Source organism: Oceaniglobus ichthyenteri, from assembly GCF_003057885.1.
GTDB lineage: Bacteria > Pseudomonadota > Alphaproteobacteria > Rhodobacterales > Rhodobacteraceae > Oceaniglobus > Oceaniglobus ichthyenteri.
This window is the reverse complement of sequence record NZ_QAGK01000003.1, coordinates 345,373-362,509: the sequence shown is the minus strand read 5'-3', so window position 1 is coordinate 362,509 and position 17,137 is coordinate 345,373. Positions and strand designations below refer to the sequence as shown.

Genomic DNA, 17,137 nt, shown 5'->3' with positions numbered 1-17,137 from the left:
GGAATACGGGTGGCCAGATTCGACCGATATATGCTGTCACAATTCATGTGGGTCTTTGGTTTTTTCTCATTGGTTCTGGTGTTGGTTTATTGGGTGAACCGCGCGGTATCGCTGTTTGATCAACTGATTGCCAATGGCCAATCGGCCTTTGTGTTTCTGGAATTCACCGCACTCAGCCTGCCCAATGTGATCCGCATCGTGTTGCCGGTATCGGCCTTTGCCGCGTCGATCTATGTCACCAACCGGATGAGCAACGAAAGCGAACTGGTTGTCATTCAGGCCACAGGATACAGCCCATGGCGCATGGCGCGCCCGGTGTTGGTGTTTGGCGTCATCGTGGCAATTTTCATGTCGGTGCTGAGCCATGTGTTGATTCCCGCCTCAATCGGGCAGTTGACACAACGCAGCGCCGAAATTTCGGAAAACGTGACCGCGCGATTGCTGAGTGAGGGCGAATTCCTGCATCCCGCCGAGGGCGTCACCTTTTACATCCGCGAAATCACCACCGATGGCGAATTGCGCGATATATTCCTGTCTGACGCGCGCAAACAGGGTCAGCGCGCCACCTATACGGCTGAGCGCGCCCTGTTGCTGCGCAGTGATGCGGGGCCGAAATTGTTGATGTTTCAGGGCATGGTGCAAACCCTGAGCAAACAGAACAACCGCCTGTCCACCACCCGATTTCAGGAATTTGCCTTTGATGTGGGGGCGTTGGTTGATCTGCCCAGTGTTGGACCGCGTACCGTGCGACAACTCGGCACTGTTCAGCTTTTATCCCCCACCGATGCGCTGGCCGCCGAAACCGGACAAACCACCGCCACCCTGTATTATGAGGGGCACGCCCGGATTACCGAAGCCCTGTTGGGGTTTGTTGCCCCCTTGGTCGGGTTTGCAGTGCTGTTGATGGGCGGTTTTTCACGTTTTGGGGTGTGGAAACAGGTTGTTGGCGCGATCCTGTGCCTGATCGTGATACAGTTGTTTGACAACGCCGTGACCGATGTGGCGCGGCCGCTGGCCTTGTGGCCGCTGGCCTATGCGCCCGCGGTGTTTGGCATGATCCTGGCCATCGTATTTTTATGGATTGCGGCGCATCCCGGTGTATTTCGCCGAATGCGCAGGGTGGCGACATGACATTGCATCTGTATTTTGCCCGCCGGTTTGCGGTGACGTTTCTGGGCGTGCTGGGGGTGTTCACCACCATTCTGCTGCTTCTGGATCTGGTCGATCAGGTGCGCCGATTTGACAGTGACGCCGTGCGTTTCATCGATCTGGTCGGGCTTGCGCTGTTGCATGTGCCCGAAAGCCTGTACCGGATTTTGCCTTTGGTCATGATTCTGGCCACGCTGACGCTGTTTCTCACCCTTGCGCGCACATCCGAATTGGTGGTGACCCGGGCCTCGGGGCGGTCGGCCCTGCGCAGCCTGAACGCGCCGATCATCGTTGCGCTTGTCATTGGCGTGCTGGCAATTACCGTGTTCAACCCGATCGTTGCCGCGACATCGAAACAATACGAGCAAAGCGCCGGCCGCTATGCCGCCACCCCGTCCAGCGTCCTGTCGATCAGTCGCGAAGGCCTGTGGTTGCGCCAGGGCGATGGTCAAAACCAAACCGTGATCCGCGCCGAACGGGCCAATCTGGACGGCACCCAACTGTATAACGTCAGCTTTATCACCTTTGCCGCCCAAGGCGGGCCGATGCTGCGACTTGAGGCGCAATCAGCGCGGTTGGGCACCGATGCCTGGGAGTTGACCAACGTCAAGGAATGGCAATTCAGCAGCGCCAACCCCGAACGTGATGCCACGTTGCACGAAACCTATACCCTACCCTCAAACCTGACCCGCAATCAGATTCTGGACAGTTTCGCCACCCCTTCGGCCATTCCGATCTGGGATTTGCCCGGTTTCATTGACCAACTGGAAACCGCCGGATTTTCGGCCCGCAAACATCTGGTCTGGCTGCATATGGAGCTTTCATTGCCCCTGCTTTTGGTGGCAATGGTATTGGTGGGCGCTGGATTTACCATGCGTCACACGCGGTTCGGACGCACCGGTTTGATGGTCATGATGGCACTGGGCATGGGATTTTCTCTTTATTTCATCCGCAATTTCGCGCAAATCCTTGGGGAGAATGGGCAGTTACCAATCCTTTTGGCCGCGTGGGGCCCGCCTGTGGCGGCAATTTTGCTGCCCCTTGGGCTATTGCTCCACTGGGAGGATGGCTGACGTGGCGCGCCTGTGGCTGATCCTGCTGTTGCTTTGCGCGCCCCTGCCCGTTCTGGCCCAGGATGCGGCGACGCTGGTGGCCGACCGGGTCGAACTGACCCGGCAAAATACCTTGGTCGCTTCGGGCAATATCGAAATTCTTTATGGCGACACCCGGTTGCGGGCCACGCGCGTGACCTATTCGCGCGCTGGCGATGCCCTGCGTATTGAGGGGCCAATCACCCTGATCGAGGGTGACGGGCGCGTCATCCTGTTGGCCGGCACCGCCGAACTTGACGCAGATCTGCGCAACGGCATTTTGCAATCCGCCCGGTTGGTTCTGGATCAACAGTTGCAACTGGCCGCCAATGAAATTGCCCGGGTCGATGGGCGTTACACGCGGCTGTCGGATTCGGTTGCCTCGTCTTGCGAGGTCTGCGCCAACAACCCCACACCCGTGTGGGAAATCCGCGCCCGCGAGATCATTCATGACAGCCAGGAACGGCAGCTGTATTTCGATCAGGCACAATTTCGCCTTTTGGGTGTGCCGATCTTTTACGCCCCCCGGCTGCGCCTGCCAGACCCGACATTGAAACGCGCCAGCGGTTTCATGCTGCCGTCGCTACGCACCTCTTCGACCCTGAAAACCGGGCTGAAACTGCCTTATTTTCTGAAACTGGGCGATCATGCCGATCTGACCCTGACCCCCTATGTCAGTACGGCCACCAACACCCTTGAGGTGCAGTATCGCCAGGCATTCGCCAGTGGCGATATCACTTTTGACGGCGCGATCACCGATGACACCCTAAGCCGAGGCACGAAAAGATATTACATGTTCGGCGCCGGCAGTTTCAATCTGCCCCGTGAATTCCGCCTGAATTTCGATTTTGAAATCGTGTCCGATGAAAATTATCTGCTCGACTATGATTATTCCGACAAAGACAGACTGGACAGTGAAATCAGCCTGACACGGGCGCGGCGCAACGATCTGTTTCGCGCCAGCGTTACCGATTTCCGCACCCTGCGCCCGACCGAAATACCGATCCGCGATCAACTGCCGCGCACGTTTTCCACCATCAGCTATGAACGCCGGGTGGCGGCCTGGGGCGGTGAATTTCTCTTGGGGCTGGATGCGGCCAGCCTGACCCGGTCTTCCAATCTGTCGGGCGCGGGGCGCGATGTCAGCCGCATTGGCATGGCCGCTGATTATCGCCGCACGGTGGCGTTGCGCAACGGGATGTTGGCCACCGGCAGCGTCGGATTTGCCACCGCCATCTATGACACCCGCCAGGACAGCGCATTTGCCACCAACACCGGCGTGTTCACCCCGCGCGCCAGCCTTGAATTGCGCTGGCCATTCCAGCGAACCGAAACAGGCGGCGCCTATCACCTGCTGGAACCGGTGATCCAGCTTGCATGGTCCGAAACCCGCGGCAATGCCGTGCCAAACGAAGATTCCGTTCTGGTGGAATTTGACGAAGGCAATCTGTTTTCACTGTCCCGCTTTCCCGGCGAAGACGCGCGCGAAGAAGGCCTGCGCGCCAATATCGGCCTGCGCTGGACCCGGTATGACCCCGCCGGCTGGACCCTTGGCATGACCGTGGGGCGGGTGGTGCGCAGCAAAATCAACACCCAGTTCGCGCCGGGCACCGGGTTGTCGGGCGAGACCTCCAATTGGCTGGCGGCGACGCAATTGCGCATCGGTGACCGGCTGGCACTGACCAATCGCGCCCTGTTCGAAGACGATTTCAGCTTTACCAAAAACGAAGCCCGCCTGGCCTGGCAAAATGACCGCACCGCGATCGGCTCATCCTATGTCTGGATGGAGGCCGAGCCCGCCGAAAACCGCCCCAACATCACCCACGAACTGACCATCGATGCCGCACAGCGTTTGTCGCGCCATTGGACCGGGCGGATTGACGGGCGGTTTGATCTGGTCGAAGACCGCGCCGCCAAAGCCGGTTTTGGCCTGGAATACCGGTCAGAATGTCTGACGGTTGATGTTTCGGTCTCGCGTCGGTTCACATCCTCCACTAATGTGGCCTCAAGTACGGACTTTGGCCTGAATGTCTCGCTTGCGGGCTTTGGGTCTGGCCGCAACAACGAATCCTATCGCCGCGTCTGCACGAAATAAGACCGACCGGCATGATCTGAGGGAGCATACTGCCGATGACCATCCTATCCTTGTCTCGCTGGGCCGCCACTGTGGCGCTGCTGGCGCTGACCGCGCCCGTCGCCCAGGCACAAAACCTGTTTGCCCCGGTGGCGCAAGTGAACGAACGGGTCATCACCGCCTATGAGCGGGATCAAAGGGCGCGGATGTTAGAATTGTTCGGCTCGCCCGGCGATCCGCAAGAGGTTGCGCTGAAAAACCTGATCGAGGAACGCTTGCAGCTTGAGGTTGCCAAACGTCTGGGCATTACCGTAAAGGCCGAAAATGTCGCCGAGGGCATGACCGAATTTGCCGGCCGCGCCAACCTGAGCCGCGAAGATTTCATTACCGCCCTGACCCAGAATGGCATCGAGGTGGAAAGTTTCCGTGATTTCGTCGCCGTCGGGCTGGCCTGGCGCGAGGTCATCCGCCAACGGTTCCAAGGGCGCGCCAACATCACCCAAGCCGATGTTGATGCCGCAATAAAACGCGAGGCAACCGCGCCGGGCGTGCGCGTTCTGCTGAGCGAAATCATCCTCCCTGCCAATACGCCCGCCGCCGCCGCCGCCGCGCAAAACCGGGCAAAAGAAATTACGCGCATCACCACCCTGCCCGCCTTTGCCAGTGCGGCGCGGTCATATTCCGCATCGCCGTCACGCGGGGCCGGGGGCCGGTTGGAATGGTTGCCCATCGGCAATCTGCCGCCCACCGTCGCCGCACGGATTTTGACCTTGCGCCCGGGCGAAGTGACCGACCCGATTTCCATCCCCAACGCCGTGGCGCTGTTTCAACTGCGCGCACTGGAAGAGGTCGACGCCGCAACGCCCGATACCCTTGAGGTGGAGTATGCGGCGTTTTACATCCCCGGTGGCCGGTCGGAAGCCGCGCTGGCCGAAGCCGCGCGCATTCAGGCGCGGGTGGATACATGCGATGATCTTTATGGCGTCGCCAAGGGTCTGCCACCCAGTGTGTTGCAGCGATCAACCGTGGCAGCAGGGGCCGTGCCCGGCGATGTCGCGCTGGAACTGGCCAAGCTGGACGAAAACGAAGTATCCACCGGGCTGACCCGCGACAATGGCCAGACCCTGGTGTTTCTCATGCTGTGCAACCGGCGCGCCGCCGCAACCGAAGACGAAACCGTAGACCGCGATGCGGTGCGTTTGCGCCTTCTCAATCAACGGCTGTCCTCCATGGCGTCGGCTTATCTGGCGGAATTGCGCGCCAATGCCACGATCCGCATCGAATGAACGCGCGCGCCCCCATTGCACTTAGCTGTGGTGATCCATCCGGCGTTGGCCCCGAAATTGCCGCCGCCGCATGGCGCCAGCTTGGTGCGCGGTTGCCGTTCTTTTACATTGGCGACCCACGACATCTGCCCGTGGGCACGCCAACGGCCCTGATCGACACGCCCGGTGATGCGATTCCGGCCAGCACCCGCGCCCTGCCGGTGCTGCGCCACGATTTTGCCGGCCCCGCCATTGCGGGCCAACCCGACCCCGCCAATGCCCAAGGGGTGATCGATGCAATCGCGCGTGGCGTTGATTTGGTGCAAAAGGGTGCCGCCTCGGCGCTGTGTACCAATCCGATTCATAAAAAGGCGCTGAAGGACGGGGCGAACTTTGCCTATCCCGGCCATACCGAATATCTGGCCGCCTTGGCGGGGGTTGACCGGGTGGTGATGATGTTGGCCTGCGATGCCTTGCGCGTGGTGCCGGTGACGATTCACATCGCCCTTGCCGATGTGCCTGCCGCGCTGACGCCTGAATTGCTGCGCGACGCCCTGCGCATCACCCACGCGGCCCTGATCCGTGATTTCGGCCTCGATATGCCGCGCCTTGCGGTGGCCGGATTGAACCCCCACGCCGGCGAAGGCGGCACCATGGGCGATGAAGAAATTGCCATGATCGCCCCCGTGATCGCAGCGTTGCGTGCCGAAGGCATGGCGATCACTGGCCCGGCTTCGGCAGATACGATGTTCCATGAAAAGGCCCGCGCCGGGTATGATGCGGCGGTATGCATGTACCACGATCAGGCGCTGATCCCCATCAAAACGCTGGATTTTGCCGGCGGCGTCAATGTCACATTGGGCCTGCCGTTCATCCGGACATCGCCCGATCATGGCACCGCCTATGACATCGCCGGGAAAGGCATCGCCGATCCGTCATCCCTGATTGCGGCGCTGCGGATGGCCGAACAGATGGCGCAATCGCGCGCGGCGCGTTGAACGAGAGCGGCCCTTCGGGGAGGATATTTTTAGAAACGGAAAGGGCACGGGATGGGTGATTTGAATGGCCTGCCCTCATTGGCCAAAGTGGTGGCGGCCCATGATCTGGCGGCGAAAAAATCGCTTGGGCAGAATTTTCTGCTGGATCTTAACCTGACGGAAAAGATTGCCCGCCAAGCGGGAGATCTGAGCCAGTGTGACGTGTTGGAGGTGGGGCCCGGCCCCGGCGGCCTGACGCGCGGGCTGTTGTTGCACGGCGCGCGCCGGGTTCTGGCGGTGGAAAAAGACCCCCGGTGCCTGGCCGCATTGGGCGAAATCGCCGCCGTTTCGGGCGGCAGATTGCAGGTGGTTGAGGGGGATGCATTGGATGTGGATGTCCGCGCGCTGCTGACCCCGCCGATCAAGGTGGTCGCCAACCTGCCCTACAATGTTGGAACCGAATTATTGGTGCGATGGCTTGATCCTGGCCCTCGCGACGAAGACTGGCCCCCCTTCTGGAGCAGTCTGACCCTGATGTTTCAACGCGAAGTCGCCGAGCGGATCATCGCACAACCAGGGGGCAAGGCCTATGGCCGGTTGGCCATTCTCAGCCAATGGCGCAGTACGCCGCGCATTGTCATGTCGCTGCCGCCCGAGGCATTTACCCCGGCGCCCAAGGTGCATTCTGCGGTCGTGCATTTTGACCGCTTGGATGAACCGCGATTTCCGGCCCCATCCAAGGTATTGTTCCGGGTGGTGGCGATGGCCTTCAATCAGCGGCGCAAGATGTTGCGCGCCGCACTGAAAGGCGCGGCACCCGACATTGAAGACCGCCTGATCGCTGCGGGGATTGCGCCCACGCAGCGCGCCGAACAGGTGTCGTTGGAGCAGTTTTGCGCCCTTGCCCGGACGCTGGCACCCTAAGGTTTATTCGGCGGCCTTTGGCGCGTCTGGGGCGGGTTCATCCGCTGCTTGCACGCTTTCCTTAGGGGTGTCGGCCTTTGGCTTTGGCTTGGCACGGGTGCGGCGCGGTTTGCTCGGCTTGCTTTCGGGGGTGTCCACCAGACCGGAATCGCCGGAGTTTTCCGTTTCGATCACATCATCGCGCGGCTCTGACTTTTTCTCGGCCCTTGGCGTGCGGGCGCGGCGCGGTGGGCGCGGCTGTTGATCGGCCTCGGCTTGGGCGGGCTGTGCGCCATCCCCGGAAGGCTGTTCCTGGGCAGGTTTTTCTGCCTGCGGCTGGGGCTGTTGTTGGGAATCGGGCTGGGTGTTTTGCTGATTCTGTTGGTTCTGCTGATGCTGGCGATCACGCTGCGCTTGTGCTGCGGCCTCTTGTTCGCGGCGGGCGTCGATTTCGCGCTGCGCCTCACTGAGCAGACGCAGGTAATGTTCTGCGTGCTGCTGAAAATTTTCAGCCGCGACACGATCATTGCTCAACTGCGCATCGCGCGCCAATTGATTATACTTATCAATAATTTGCTGCGGCGTGCCGCGCACTTTGCTTTCGGGGCCGGAACTGTCAAACACCCGGTTCACGATATTCACGCTGGACCGATTGTTATTGTTATTGCTACGGTTACTTTTGTTCCGGGACCGGGACTTGGAAGATCTCATTATGTTTTGATTCCAGGCTATATTCTGGGCCACGTTCGATCCTGGCACACATCGCCCCATCATTAGGCGAAACCGGATCAAATGCGATATTGCGGGCGATAAACAAGGGGGAGCGAGCAGAGCATCCCCGACTTTGCCCCCCTTTAAAAACACGCCCCCCGTTAAATGACAAGCAGAATTTGCATCAAAAGCGCAGTTTCAAGGCGTTTATGCCGTTGTAGCGGCGAATCCGCCGACAACACGATCACGCCCGTCCAGATCAGGAAAGCACCTGATCGCGCCAAACCCCGCCTGTGCAAACAGATTTTGCACCGCCGCGCCTTGGGTCGCGCCGATTTCAACCAACAGCCGCCCCTCGGGGGTCAGATGCGCCATCGCGCGTTCGGTGATCGCGCGATAGGCGGTCAAACCATCGCCATGATCGGTCAGCGCCAGATCCGGGTCAAATTCACGCACCTCGGGGGCAAGGCCCGGCATTTCGGCCGCGGCAATATAGGGCGGGTTTGACACGATCAGATCAAACCGCCCGGTCAGGTTTGAAAACCAATCCGATTGCACCAGGGTCAGGCGGTCTTGCACCCCATGACGTGTGGCATTGCGCCCTGCCACGGCCAAGGCGGCAGGCGAAATGTCACAGGCCGTCGCGTGGGTTTCAGGCCGCGCCATCAACAGCGAAATCGCAATGCAACCCGTGCCGGTACCCAGATCCAGAATGGTTGAAAACGGCTTGGCAAGTGCATGTTCTATCAGGGTTTCCGTTTCCGGACGTGGCGCAAGGGTGTCTTGGGTCACCTCAAATTCGCCCTCCCAAAATGCTTTGCGGCCCAGAATATGAGACACCGGTTTTCGCGCAAGCCGCGCCTGAATTGCACCCTGAAAATTATCGCGTGCCTGTTCACTAACGCTATCGCCCAGGATTAGGGTCAGCCGCCCCGGCGCAACCCCGATACTATGGGCCAACAGCAGCCGGGCATCGCGCGGCGCGCCGTCAATTCCCGCCTGTTCCAGTGCACAGGTGGCAGCGCGCAACAGATCACGGTAGTGCGCACCGTCCAGTGTCACCCTTCAAACTCGGCAAGTTTGCGGGCCTGATCATCGGCCACCAACGCTTCGACCACGTCAGACAAATCGCCCTGCATGATCTGATCCAGTTTATAGAGGGTCAGATTGATACGATGATCGGTCATTCGCCCCTGAGGAAAATTATAGGTGCGGATCCGCTCACTTCGATCGCCACTTCCCACTTGCGATTTGCGATCGGCGCTGCGTTCGCTGTCGACCCTCTGGCGTTCGGCATCGTAAAGCCGGGCGCGCAGCACACCCATGGCAATTTCACGGTTGCGGTGTTGGGATTTTTCGGCGCTGACCACGACAATGCCAGTGGGAATATGGGTAATGCGCACGGCCGAATCGGTGGTGTTCACATGCTGGCCCCCGGCGCCGCTGGCGCGCATGGTATCAATGCGAATATCTTGGGGTGAGATATCGATGTCGACATCGGCGGCCTCGGGCAATACGGCCACGGTGGCCGCCGATGTGTGAATCCGCCCACCCGATTCGGTGGTGGGCACCCGTTGCACCCGGTGCACGCCCGATTCATATTTCATCTGCGCAAATACGCCTTCGCCGCGCACATTGGCGATCACTTCCTTGATGCCGCCCAGTTCGGTCTGTTGTTCGGAAATGATTTCAAACTGCCATCCCCGATTTTCTGCAAACCGCTGATACATGCGCAGCAGATCACCGGCAAAAAGCGATGCTTCATCGCCGCCAGTTCCCGGGCGGATCTCCAGAATCGCGGGGCGGGCATCGGCGGCATCCCGGGGCAAGAGCGCCAGACGCAGTGCGGTTTCCAATGCGGGGCGCTGCGCCTTGAGCCGGGGCAGCTCATCTTCGGCCAAGGCGCGCATTTCCGGGTCTGACAGCATCTCTTCGGCCTGCTCCAACTCATCAAGCAGGGCACGATAGGCATCGATTTGTGCCACCACAGGGCGCAATTCGGCGTATTCGCGGCCCAGGGCGGCAACATCGCCCCCGGCCTGCGACATCGCAGCCTCAAGATATTCAAAACGTTCGGTGATCTGCGCAAGGCGGTCAAGGGGTACCATCCCCCTGCCATCGCGCAGGAATGGCTTTTGGTCAAGAGGGGTTGGGTAAAACGCACCGTGCGCGATGTCTTTTGAAACGGCTCAGGACCCGCTCAAGGCGTCATACCACGCCTTAACACGGGCGCGGTTGACACCCATGTCCGATTTTCCAAATCGCGCCCGGGCCAAAATCGCCAGGGTCGCGCCGCCGTTCACCGGCACGGCGCGCACCGTCGTGTAATCGGGAAACCCCCAAATCCGCGATCGTGTGACATAGGTGATCTGCCCCTCGGCCAGGCTGCCTGCAATTGCCGTGGTACGGGGTGTGCCGCGCGCCACCGTATCGAATGCCGCCAAAAGTGCCGCCGCGTCACGATCAAACCTGGGCCACGCCGCATCCCCTCCCTCGGGGCGCACCAACCATCCGGCATCACCCGGCGCCTCGGCACTTACCGGATCGGTGTGAAAGCGCGCCGCATCAAGGGGGGCCAGACGCACCCATGCGCCAAATGCCACGACGACAACCATCACCGCAGCGATTATCCACACCAAAACCATTTTCATTCCGTACATCGCTTAAAATTCATCTGATCTTTCAAATCATCCGCCCTGCCGCCGGTTCCATGCCCAAAGGCATATCAACTCGGTCGCCACATGGGCGCCTGCAATGGCCGTGGCGCCTGTGGTGTCATAGGGTGGTGACACCTCAACCACATCGCCCCCGACCAGGTTGATCCCTGCCAATCCGCGCATCAATGCCGCCGCCTGCCAACTGGCCAATCCACCCCAGACGGGCGTACCGGTGCCCGGTGCAAACGCCGGGTCCAACCCATCAATATCAAATGTCAGATATGTGGCGGCATCACCGACAATTTCCTTGACCTGCCGTGCCACCGCATCGGGGCCGATCCGATGCACCTCTGCGGCGTCAATCACGTTCATTCCCAGATAATCGGGGCATTCCGTACGAATCCCGATCTGAACCGAGCGTTTGGGATCAACCAAACCCAGCTTCACGGCTTTATACATGAATGTGCCGTGGTCGATCCGCGACATATCATCATCGGCCCACAAATCACTGTGGGCATCAACCTGTATCACCGCCATCGGCCCATATTTCGCCGCATAGGCCCGCAGGATCGGCAAGGTGATAAAGTGATCGCCACCCAAGGTTACCGTGCCCGGTCCCGCCATCAAAATCCGCCCGATATGCGCCTCAACCAACCCCGGAAAACTGGCGGTATCGGCATAATCGAACGCCATATCGCCGTGATCCACGATCACAAATTCGCTCAGCGGATCAAACCCCCAGCCATAGGGCGGATCAAACGCCTGCAGCGCGCTTGCCTCGCGAATCGCGCGCGGCCCGAACCTTGTGCCGGGGCGGTGTGTCACCGCCTGATCAAACGGCACGCCGGTGATGCACAAATCCACACCGGCCAAATCCTTGGTATAGGCCCGCCGCAAAAACGACGTCGCGCCGCCAAACGCATTCTCAAACGCCAGCCCACGCCGCTCGTCCCGGCTAAAGGCCACATCAACCTGACTTTTCGCATCTTCCAATGCCATTTCGTAATCCTGTCTTTTTCTTGCTGAAAATATCCCCGCCGGAGGCTCCGACATTTGCCAAACCCACCCCACGCCCCCCGAAGCGGCGGGGTGGGTGGGTGGGCGACGCTTCGGGGGGCGTTATCGCACGGGCAAGGCCCGCTCCACCAGACGGGCAAAAAACGACGCGCCAATCGGCGCAACCGCGTCATTGAAATCATAGGCCGGATGATGGCAAAACGCAGTGCCCCCCTGCCCCAGAAACAAATAGCACCCCGGCCGCGCATTCAACATATACGAAAAATCCTCGGCCCCCATCATCCGCACCATGGCACCGTCCACCCGATCCGGCCCCACAACATCGCGCGCCACATCCAATGCAAATGCGGTGGCCTCTGCCGTGTTGATGGTTGCCGGATACCCGTTTTCATATGCCAAATCCGCCCTCACGCCAAAGGCGGCCGCGGTGCCGCTGACCAGCGCATTCATTCGCGCGATCACCATTTCCTGCACAGCCGGATCAAACGTGCGCACCGTCCCCGAAAACCAGGCGTCCGGCGGCGTGACATTATTGGCCGTGCCGGTATGTATCTGCGTCACCTTCACCACCAGATCATCCACCGGCCGGTTGTTGTGGGCCACGATGGTGTCAAACCCCTGCACCATCGCCACAAGGGCCGGAATCGGATCAACGCAATCCTGCGGATAGGCCGCGTGGCCTCCCACGCCATTCACTGTCACGCGAAATTCATCAACCGCCGCCATCACCGCGCCGGCGTTGGTATGAATCGTTCCCTCGGGCAGTTCGGGCGCGTTGTGGATTCCGAACACTTGCGAAATATCGAACCGGTCCATGATGCCTTCGTCCACCATCACCTGCCCGCCGCCGCCGTTCTCTTCGGCAGGTTGAAAAATCAATGCCACCCGCCCGTTGAACCGCCGGGTTTCGGCAAGATAGCGCGCCGCGCCCAACAGCATGGTGGTGTGCCCGTCATGGCCGCAGGCATGCATCGCGCCCGGCGTTTCGCTGGCATGATCAACACCGGTTTCCTCGTGGATCGGCAAGGCATCCATATCGGCGCGCAATCCGATTGTTGGCCCGCTGCTCTGGCCATTGATGATCGCCACCATGCCGGTTTGCGCAATTCCCTGGTGCAACTCATCCACACCAAAATCCCGCAGCTTTTGCGCCACAAACGCGGCGGTTTTGCGCAGATCGAACCCCAGCTCGGGGTTGCGATGCAGCCATCGGCGCCAGGCTGTCATATCTTCGGCAAAATCTGCGATGCGGTTGACGACGGGCATATGGACTCCTGCGCAGCACTGTCTCAAAAGTATAGCGTGACCAAGAAACAAGGCCGCGTAAATGACCAATCGTTCCGATCCGATTCATAGCTATCCGCGCGATATCTCGCGTCTGGTTGAAATCATGCGCCGCCTGCGCGATCCCGAAACCGGATGCCCGTGGGACATCGTGCAGAATTTTCAAACCATCGCGCCCTACACAATTGAAGAAGCTTACGAAGTTGCCGACGCAATCGAGCGCGGTGATATGACCGATCTAAAGGGCGAACTGGGCGATCTGCTTTTTCAGGCCGTCTATCACGGCCAGATGGCCGCCGAGGCCGGGCATTTCACCTTTGATGATATCGTCAATACGATTGCCGACAAGATGATCAACCGCCATCCCCATGTGTTTGGCGACGAATCCCGCGATAAATCGCCCCAACAACAAACCAGGGATTGGGAGGCGCAAAAAGCCCGCGAACGGGCCGGTCAGGCCCAGCGCGGCGCGCTTGATGGTGTTGCCCTTGGCCTGCCGGGGTTGTTGCGGGCGGTAAAGTTGCAAAATCGGGCGGCGCGTGTGGGGTTTGATTGGCCGGAAACAACGCAGGTTCTGGATAAGCTGGTGGAAGAGGCGCAAGAGCTGGTTGCCGCGCGCGATTCTCTGAACCCGGACGCGGTGGCCGATGAAATGGGGGATTTGCTGTTCGTCATGGCCAATCTGGCGCGCCACCTGAATGTCGACCCCGAGGCCGCGCTTCGCGGCACGAACGCGAAATTCACCCGCCGGTTTGCATATATCGAGTCAGCGCTGCACGCCCAGGGGCGCAGTTGTGACGAGGCCACCTTGGAGGAAATGGATGCGTTGTGGGATCAGGCCAAGGCAGACGAGCGCGCAGAAACATAGCGCAGCATCGCCCGCAACGATCCAAGATCAACAAGTAACACTGACAAGGGAGTGGCGCAAAAGCCAATACCCCCCATGCTGAAATCTAAACTTCAACATGAAGGGGTAAGTGGCGCGGTTGACGGGGCTCGAACCCGCGACCCCCGGCGTGACAGGCCGGTACTCTAACCAACTGAGCTACAACCGCGCATGAGGTGGGGATTAAAGAATACCGCCGGGGGGGTCAAGCGGTTCAGACAGGTTTTTTAACAATTATTCTGCGCCACGTATCAACGGCGCCAAATGCCCCCAAATAACCGGATAGGTTGCCACCGATGTGTCCAACAGAATCTCGGTCATCTGCGCGCCTTCCTGCCCGCCCATTCGGCGATAAAATCTGCGAGCACCGTGGTTTACCGCCAAAACCGTCAACCACATCCGCCCCTGTTCCGCCTGGGTGGCCGCGGCCTTCAATAAACTTTCGCCAATGCCGTGCCCGCGCAAATCGGGCGCCACATGCAGGTTGTCGATATACGGCCAGCCCTGATTGGGTTTCAGCCGCACAAACCCCATCAGGCGGGTGCCGTCATGGGCGACGGTAATGCCGCCGGGCAGTTCAGCCCAGACCCGCCCCATATGATCATCAAGCGGCGCGCCCAAGGCCCCGTCTGGCACCATGCCGCGATACGCGCTGGCCCAACTGGCGTGGTGGAGATTGTGCAAATCTTGCAAATCGGCAGGGGTAGCAGGGCGAAGGATCATCAAAGCCTCAACAAAACAATGGATCAGGATGATCCACCGCTAACGGGATTTCCGCGCTTTGCCAATCGCCCAGCGGGTCATCAACACCGGCCCGAACCATCTGTTGCGGGCTGAAACGGCCAACAAACATGAATATCACCTTTTCCACGCCGCAATGTTACCCAATTTTAACGGTTGGATGCCGATAACGGAATCAACCAACAGGTCCGGCATGCACACCACAGACACACCCGCGCGCACCCATCGGATTTCACTTACTCCGGTGCTGTTTACCACGACAATCTTCTTGTCGGCGTCGCTACTGTTTTTCGTGCAACCACTGTTTGCCAAAATCGTCTTGCCACAGATTGGCGGCGCGCCTGCGGTTTGGACGACGGCGATGCTGTTTTTTCAATCGGTGCTGATCGGCGGATACCTCTATGCGCATCTGTTGACCAGATATGTGCCTGTGCGCGCCCAGATGGCGTGCCATATCACGATCTGGGCACTGGCGCTGCTGTTCCTGCCCCTGTCGGTTCCCGATGGGTGGTCATATGACGCCAGCGGATCGGCCACCTGGCAAACCCTGCTGTTGTTTGCCGCCGGGGTCGGGGTTCCGTTTGCGGTGCTGTCGGCCAATGCGCCGTTGATCCAACGGTGGTATGGCACGTCGGGCGGGCCATCGGCGGATGATCCGTATTTCTTGTACGGCGCATCAAATCTTGGGTCGCTGATCGCGCTTTTGGCGTTCCCGTTGGTGGCCGAACCGTGGCTGGGCGCGGATCGAATCGGTACGGGGTGGATGTACGGGTTTATGGCGCTGGGTGGGTTTTTAATGCTGTCGGGGCTTTGCGCGCGCGGGTCGGTAACGTGCGCGCCGAAACGGGCTGCTTTGCCACTGACCCTGCGACAGATCGGCATCTGGCTGGTATTGGCCTTTGTCCCGTCCTCCCTGATGTTGGCCGCCACCACCAAGATTGCCACCGATATCGGGTCAATCCCCATGGTATGGGTCGTGCCTTTGGCGCTGTATTTGCTCAGCTTTGTATTTACCTTCACGCAAAGGCCCGTTTTCGGCGCGGGGGTGCTGCGCATCGGGTATTTGGCCGCCTTGGCGGTGCTGGGCCTGATTTTCACCAAGGTGTTCGGCGCGCATTTATCATGGTTCGGCGTTGGCGCATTGATCGCCAGCTTTTTCGCGGTGGCCCTGTTTTGCCACGGACGGCTGTATGACACCCGCCCCGAAGCGGCACATCTGACGGTGTTCTACCTGATCATGTCGGTGGGCGGTGCGCTGGGTGGGCTGTTCAATTCGATCATCGCGCCAGCACTCTTTGATGGGTTGTATGAGGGCGGCGTGACCACCCTGATCGCGGCGCTGTTGGTTTTGTCGGGCCGGATGAAACTTTCCCCGCAAGTGGCGGGAATGGGGGTTTTGGTTGGCCTTGGGGCAGTGTTGCCAATCATCGTCGCGGTTGAAAGTTTCGGGGTGAAAGACGCAACCATGCTTTCGCTTGGATTGGTCGCCCTGATAGGATGTGTGGCGCTGTTGTTGCGCAAAACTTTGTTGGCGGCGGCCATTGCTGCCGCAACACTGACCCTGGTCGGCGCAACGTTCATTCCCGACACCACCCATTTTCGCGACCGCAGCTTTTTTGGCACCCATCAGGTCAGCGACGAAGGCGCGCTCAGGCTGTATTCCAACGGCACAACGGTGCACGGGGCGCAGCGTTTGGCGGATTTCGACGGGCAAAGGCCCGAACCGTTGTATTATTACCACAAAAACGGCCCCATGGCGCAGGTTATGACATCGGATATCGGTCAGGCCGCCACATCGGTCGGGATCGTCGGCCTTGGGGTTGGATCGCTGGCCTGTTACGCCCTGCCCCATCAAGAGTGGCAATTTTACGAGATTGACCGCGTGGTTGACCGGGTGGCGCGCAACCCTGATTATTTCACCTTCATGTCGCACTGCGCCGCCAATGCCCCCACCCATCTGGGTGATGCCCGTGTGGTGCTGGCCCAACAAAAAGATGCGCGATACGATATTCTGGTGATTGACGCCTATTCATCCGACTCCGTGCCGGTGCATCTGACGACGCACGAGGCGATGGAGTTATACCTGTCGCGCCTGAACCCCGGCGGTGTGTTGGTGTACCATATTTCCAACCGTTATTATGCGATTCACCGCCCCCTGGCGCGCAGTGCTGCCGCCTTGGGTCTGGCCGCGCGCATCCAACATTATCCCGGAAAAAGCGCCCAAGATCCTGCTGACAGCCCCTCGCGCGTTGTGATGTTTGCCCGCCACGATGCCGACCTTGGGCAAATGGCGGGGGATGGCCGATGGGCGCCTCTCACCAGTGATGGTGAAAGGGTTTGGACAGACAATTACGCCAATCTTTTGTCGATCCTTGAGTAAGG

15 protein-coding genes and 1 tRNA gene are annotated in these 17,137 nt (G+C 59.9%); 8 read left to right on the top strand and 8 right to left on the bottom strand.

What is annotated here, in order from left to right; genetic code table 11:
• Nucleotides 1–9: 9 nt before the first annotated feature.
• The 6 genes from lptF to rsmA are packed head-to-tail and all read left to right on the top strand — an operon-like array spanning nt 10 to nt 7,480.
• Nucleotides 10–1,131 (top strand): LPS export ABC transporter permease LptF, encoded by a 1,122-nt coding sequence (lptF, locus tag C8265_RS07160; RefSeq protein ID WP_108483294.1) that lies wholly within the window; start codon nt 10–12, stop codon nt 1,129–1,131.
• Complete coding sequence (lptG, locus tag C8265_RS07155) at nt 1,128–2,222, top strand: LPS export ABC transporter permease LptG (protein ID WP_108483293.1); 1,095 nt, start codon at nt 1,128–1,130, stop codon at nt 2,220–2,222. Before lptF ends, lptG begins: the two co-directional genes overlap by 4 nt.
• Nucleotides 2,215–4,335 carry an LPS-assembly protein LptD gene (locus C8265_RS07150; RefSeq protein ID WP_164512291.1) on the top strand — a complete coding sequence of 707 codons (2,121 nt, stop codon included), beginning with the start codon at nt 2,215–2,217 and terminating at the stop codon, nt 4,333–4,335. Before lptG ends, C8265_RS07150 begins: the two co-directional genes overlap by 8 nt.
• A 35-nt stretch (nt 4,336–4,370) precedes the next feature.
• A complete protein-coding gene (locus C8265_RS07145) occupies nt 4,371–5,600 on the top strand; it encodes a peptidylprolyl isomerase (protein WP_108483291.1) in 1,230 nt (409 codons plus the stop codon).
• On the top strand, nt 5,597–6,577 hold the full coding sequence (gene pdxA / locus C8265_RS07140; protein ID WP_108483290.1) for a 4-hydroxythreonine-4-phosphate dehydrogenase PdxA: 981 nt from the start codon (nt 5,597–5,599) through the stop codon (nt 6,575–6,577). Before C8265_RS07145 ends, pdxA begins: the two co-directional genes overlap by 4 nt.
• A 51-nt stretch (nt 6,578–6,628) precedes the next feature.
• Nucleotides 6,629–7,480, top strand: coding sequence for a 16S rRNA (adenine(1518)-N(6)/adenine(1519)-N(6))-dimethyltransferase RsmA (gene rsmA, locus C8265_RS07135; protein WP_108483289.1), 852 nt, complete (start codon nt 6,629–6,631; stop codon nt 7,478–7,480).
• 3 nt (nt 7,481–7,483) lie between these two features.
• Here the strand turns inward: rsmA and C8265_RS07130 are convergent, their stop codons facing one another.
• The 6 genes from C8265_RS07130 to C8265_RS07105 all read right to left on the bottom strand — a co-directional run bounded on the left by C8265_RS07130 (nt 7,484) and on the right by C8265_RS07105 (nt 13,110).
• Nucleotides 7,484–8,170, bottom strand: a complete 687-nt coding sequence (locus tag C8265_RS07130) for a DUF4167 domain-containing protein (protein ID WP_108483288.1) — start codon at nt 8,168–8,170, stop codon at nt 7,484–7,486.
• Nucleotides 8,171–8,377: 207 nt separating this feature from the next.
• Nucleotides 8,378–9,232 carry a peptide chain release factor N(5)-glutamine methyltransferase gene (gene prmC / locus C8265_RS07125; RefSeq protein ID WP_420818847.1) on the bottom strand — a complete coding sequence of 285 codons (855 nt, stop codon included), beginning with the start codon at nt 9,230–9,232 and terminating at the stop codon, nt 8,378–8,380.
• A complete protein-coding gene (gene prfA / locus C8265_RS07120; protein ID WP_108483287.1) occupies nt 9,229–10,278 on the bottom strand; it encodes a peptide chain release factor 1 in 1,050 nt (349 codons plus the stop codon). Before prfA ends, prmC begins: the two co-directional genes overlap by 4 nt.
• An 81-nt stretch (nt 10,279–10,359) precedes the next feature.
• Nucleotides 10,360–10,821: a DUF1499 domain-containing protein gene (locus C8265_RS07115; RefSeq protein WP_108483286.1), complete on the bottom strand. Its 462-nt coding sequence runs from the start codon at nt 10,819–10,821 to the stop codon at nt 10,360–10,362.
• 36 nt (nt 10,822–10,857) lie between these two features.
• A complete protein-coding gene (speB, locus tag C8265_RS07110) occupies nt 10,858–11,826 on the bottom strand; it encodes an agmatinase (protein WP_108483285.1) in 969 nt (322 codons plus the stop codon).
• A gap of 120 nt (nt 11,827–11,946) precedes the next feature.
• A complete protein-coding gene (locus C8265_RS07105; protein WP_108483284.1) occupies nt 11,947–13,110 on the bottom strand; it encodes a M20 aminoacylase family protein in 1,164 nt (387 codons plus the stop codon).
• 61 nt (nt 13,111–13,171) lie between these two features.
• On the opposite strand from C8265_RS07105, the gene mazG reads away from it, so the two are divergent.
• Nucleotides 13,172–13,996, top strand: a complete 825-nt coding sequence (gene mazG / locus C8265_RS07100) for a nucleoside triphosphate pyrophosphohydrolase (RefSeq protein WP_108483283.1) — start codon at nt 13,172–13,174, stop codon at nt 13,994–13,996.
• Nucleotides 13,997–14,106: 110 nt separating this feature from the next.
• Here mazG and C8265_RS07095 read toward each other — a convergent pair.
• A tRNA-Asp gene (locus C8265_RS07095) sits at nt 14,107–14,183 on the bottom strand.
• Nucleotides 14,184–14,248: 65 nt separating this feature from the next.
• Nucleotides 14,249–14,737: a GNAT family N-acetyltransferase gene (locus tag C8265_RS07090; RefSeq protein ID WP_108483282.1), complete on the bottom strand. Its 489-nt coding sequence runs from the start codon at nt 14,735–14,737 to the stop codon at nt 14,249–14,251.
• 211 nt (nt 14,738–14,948) lie between these two features.
• On the opposite strand from C8265_RS07090, the gene C8265_RS07085 reads away from it, so the two are divergent.
• Nucleotides 14,949–17,135 carry a fused MFS/spermidine synthase gene (locus C8265_RS07085; protein ID WP_108483363.1) on the top strand — a complete coding sequence of 729 codons (2,187 nt, stop codon included), beginning with the start codon at nt 14,949–14,951 and terminating at the stop codon, nt 17,133–17,135.
• Nucleotides 17,136–17,137 lie beyond the last annotated feature (2 nt).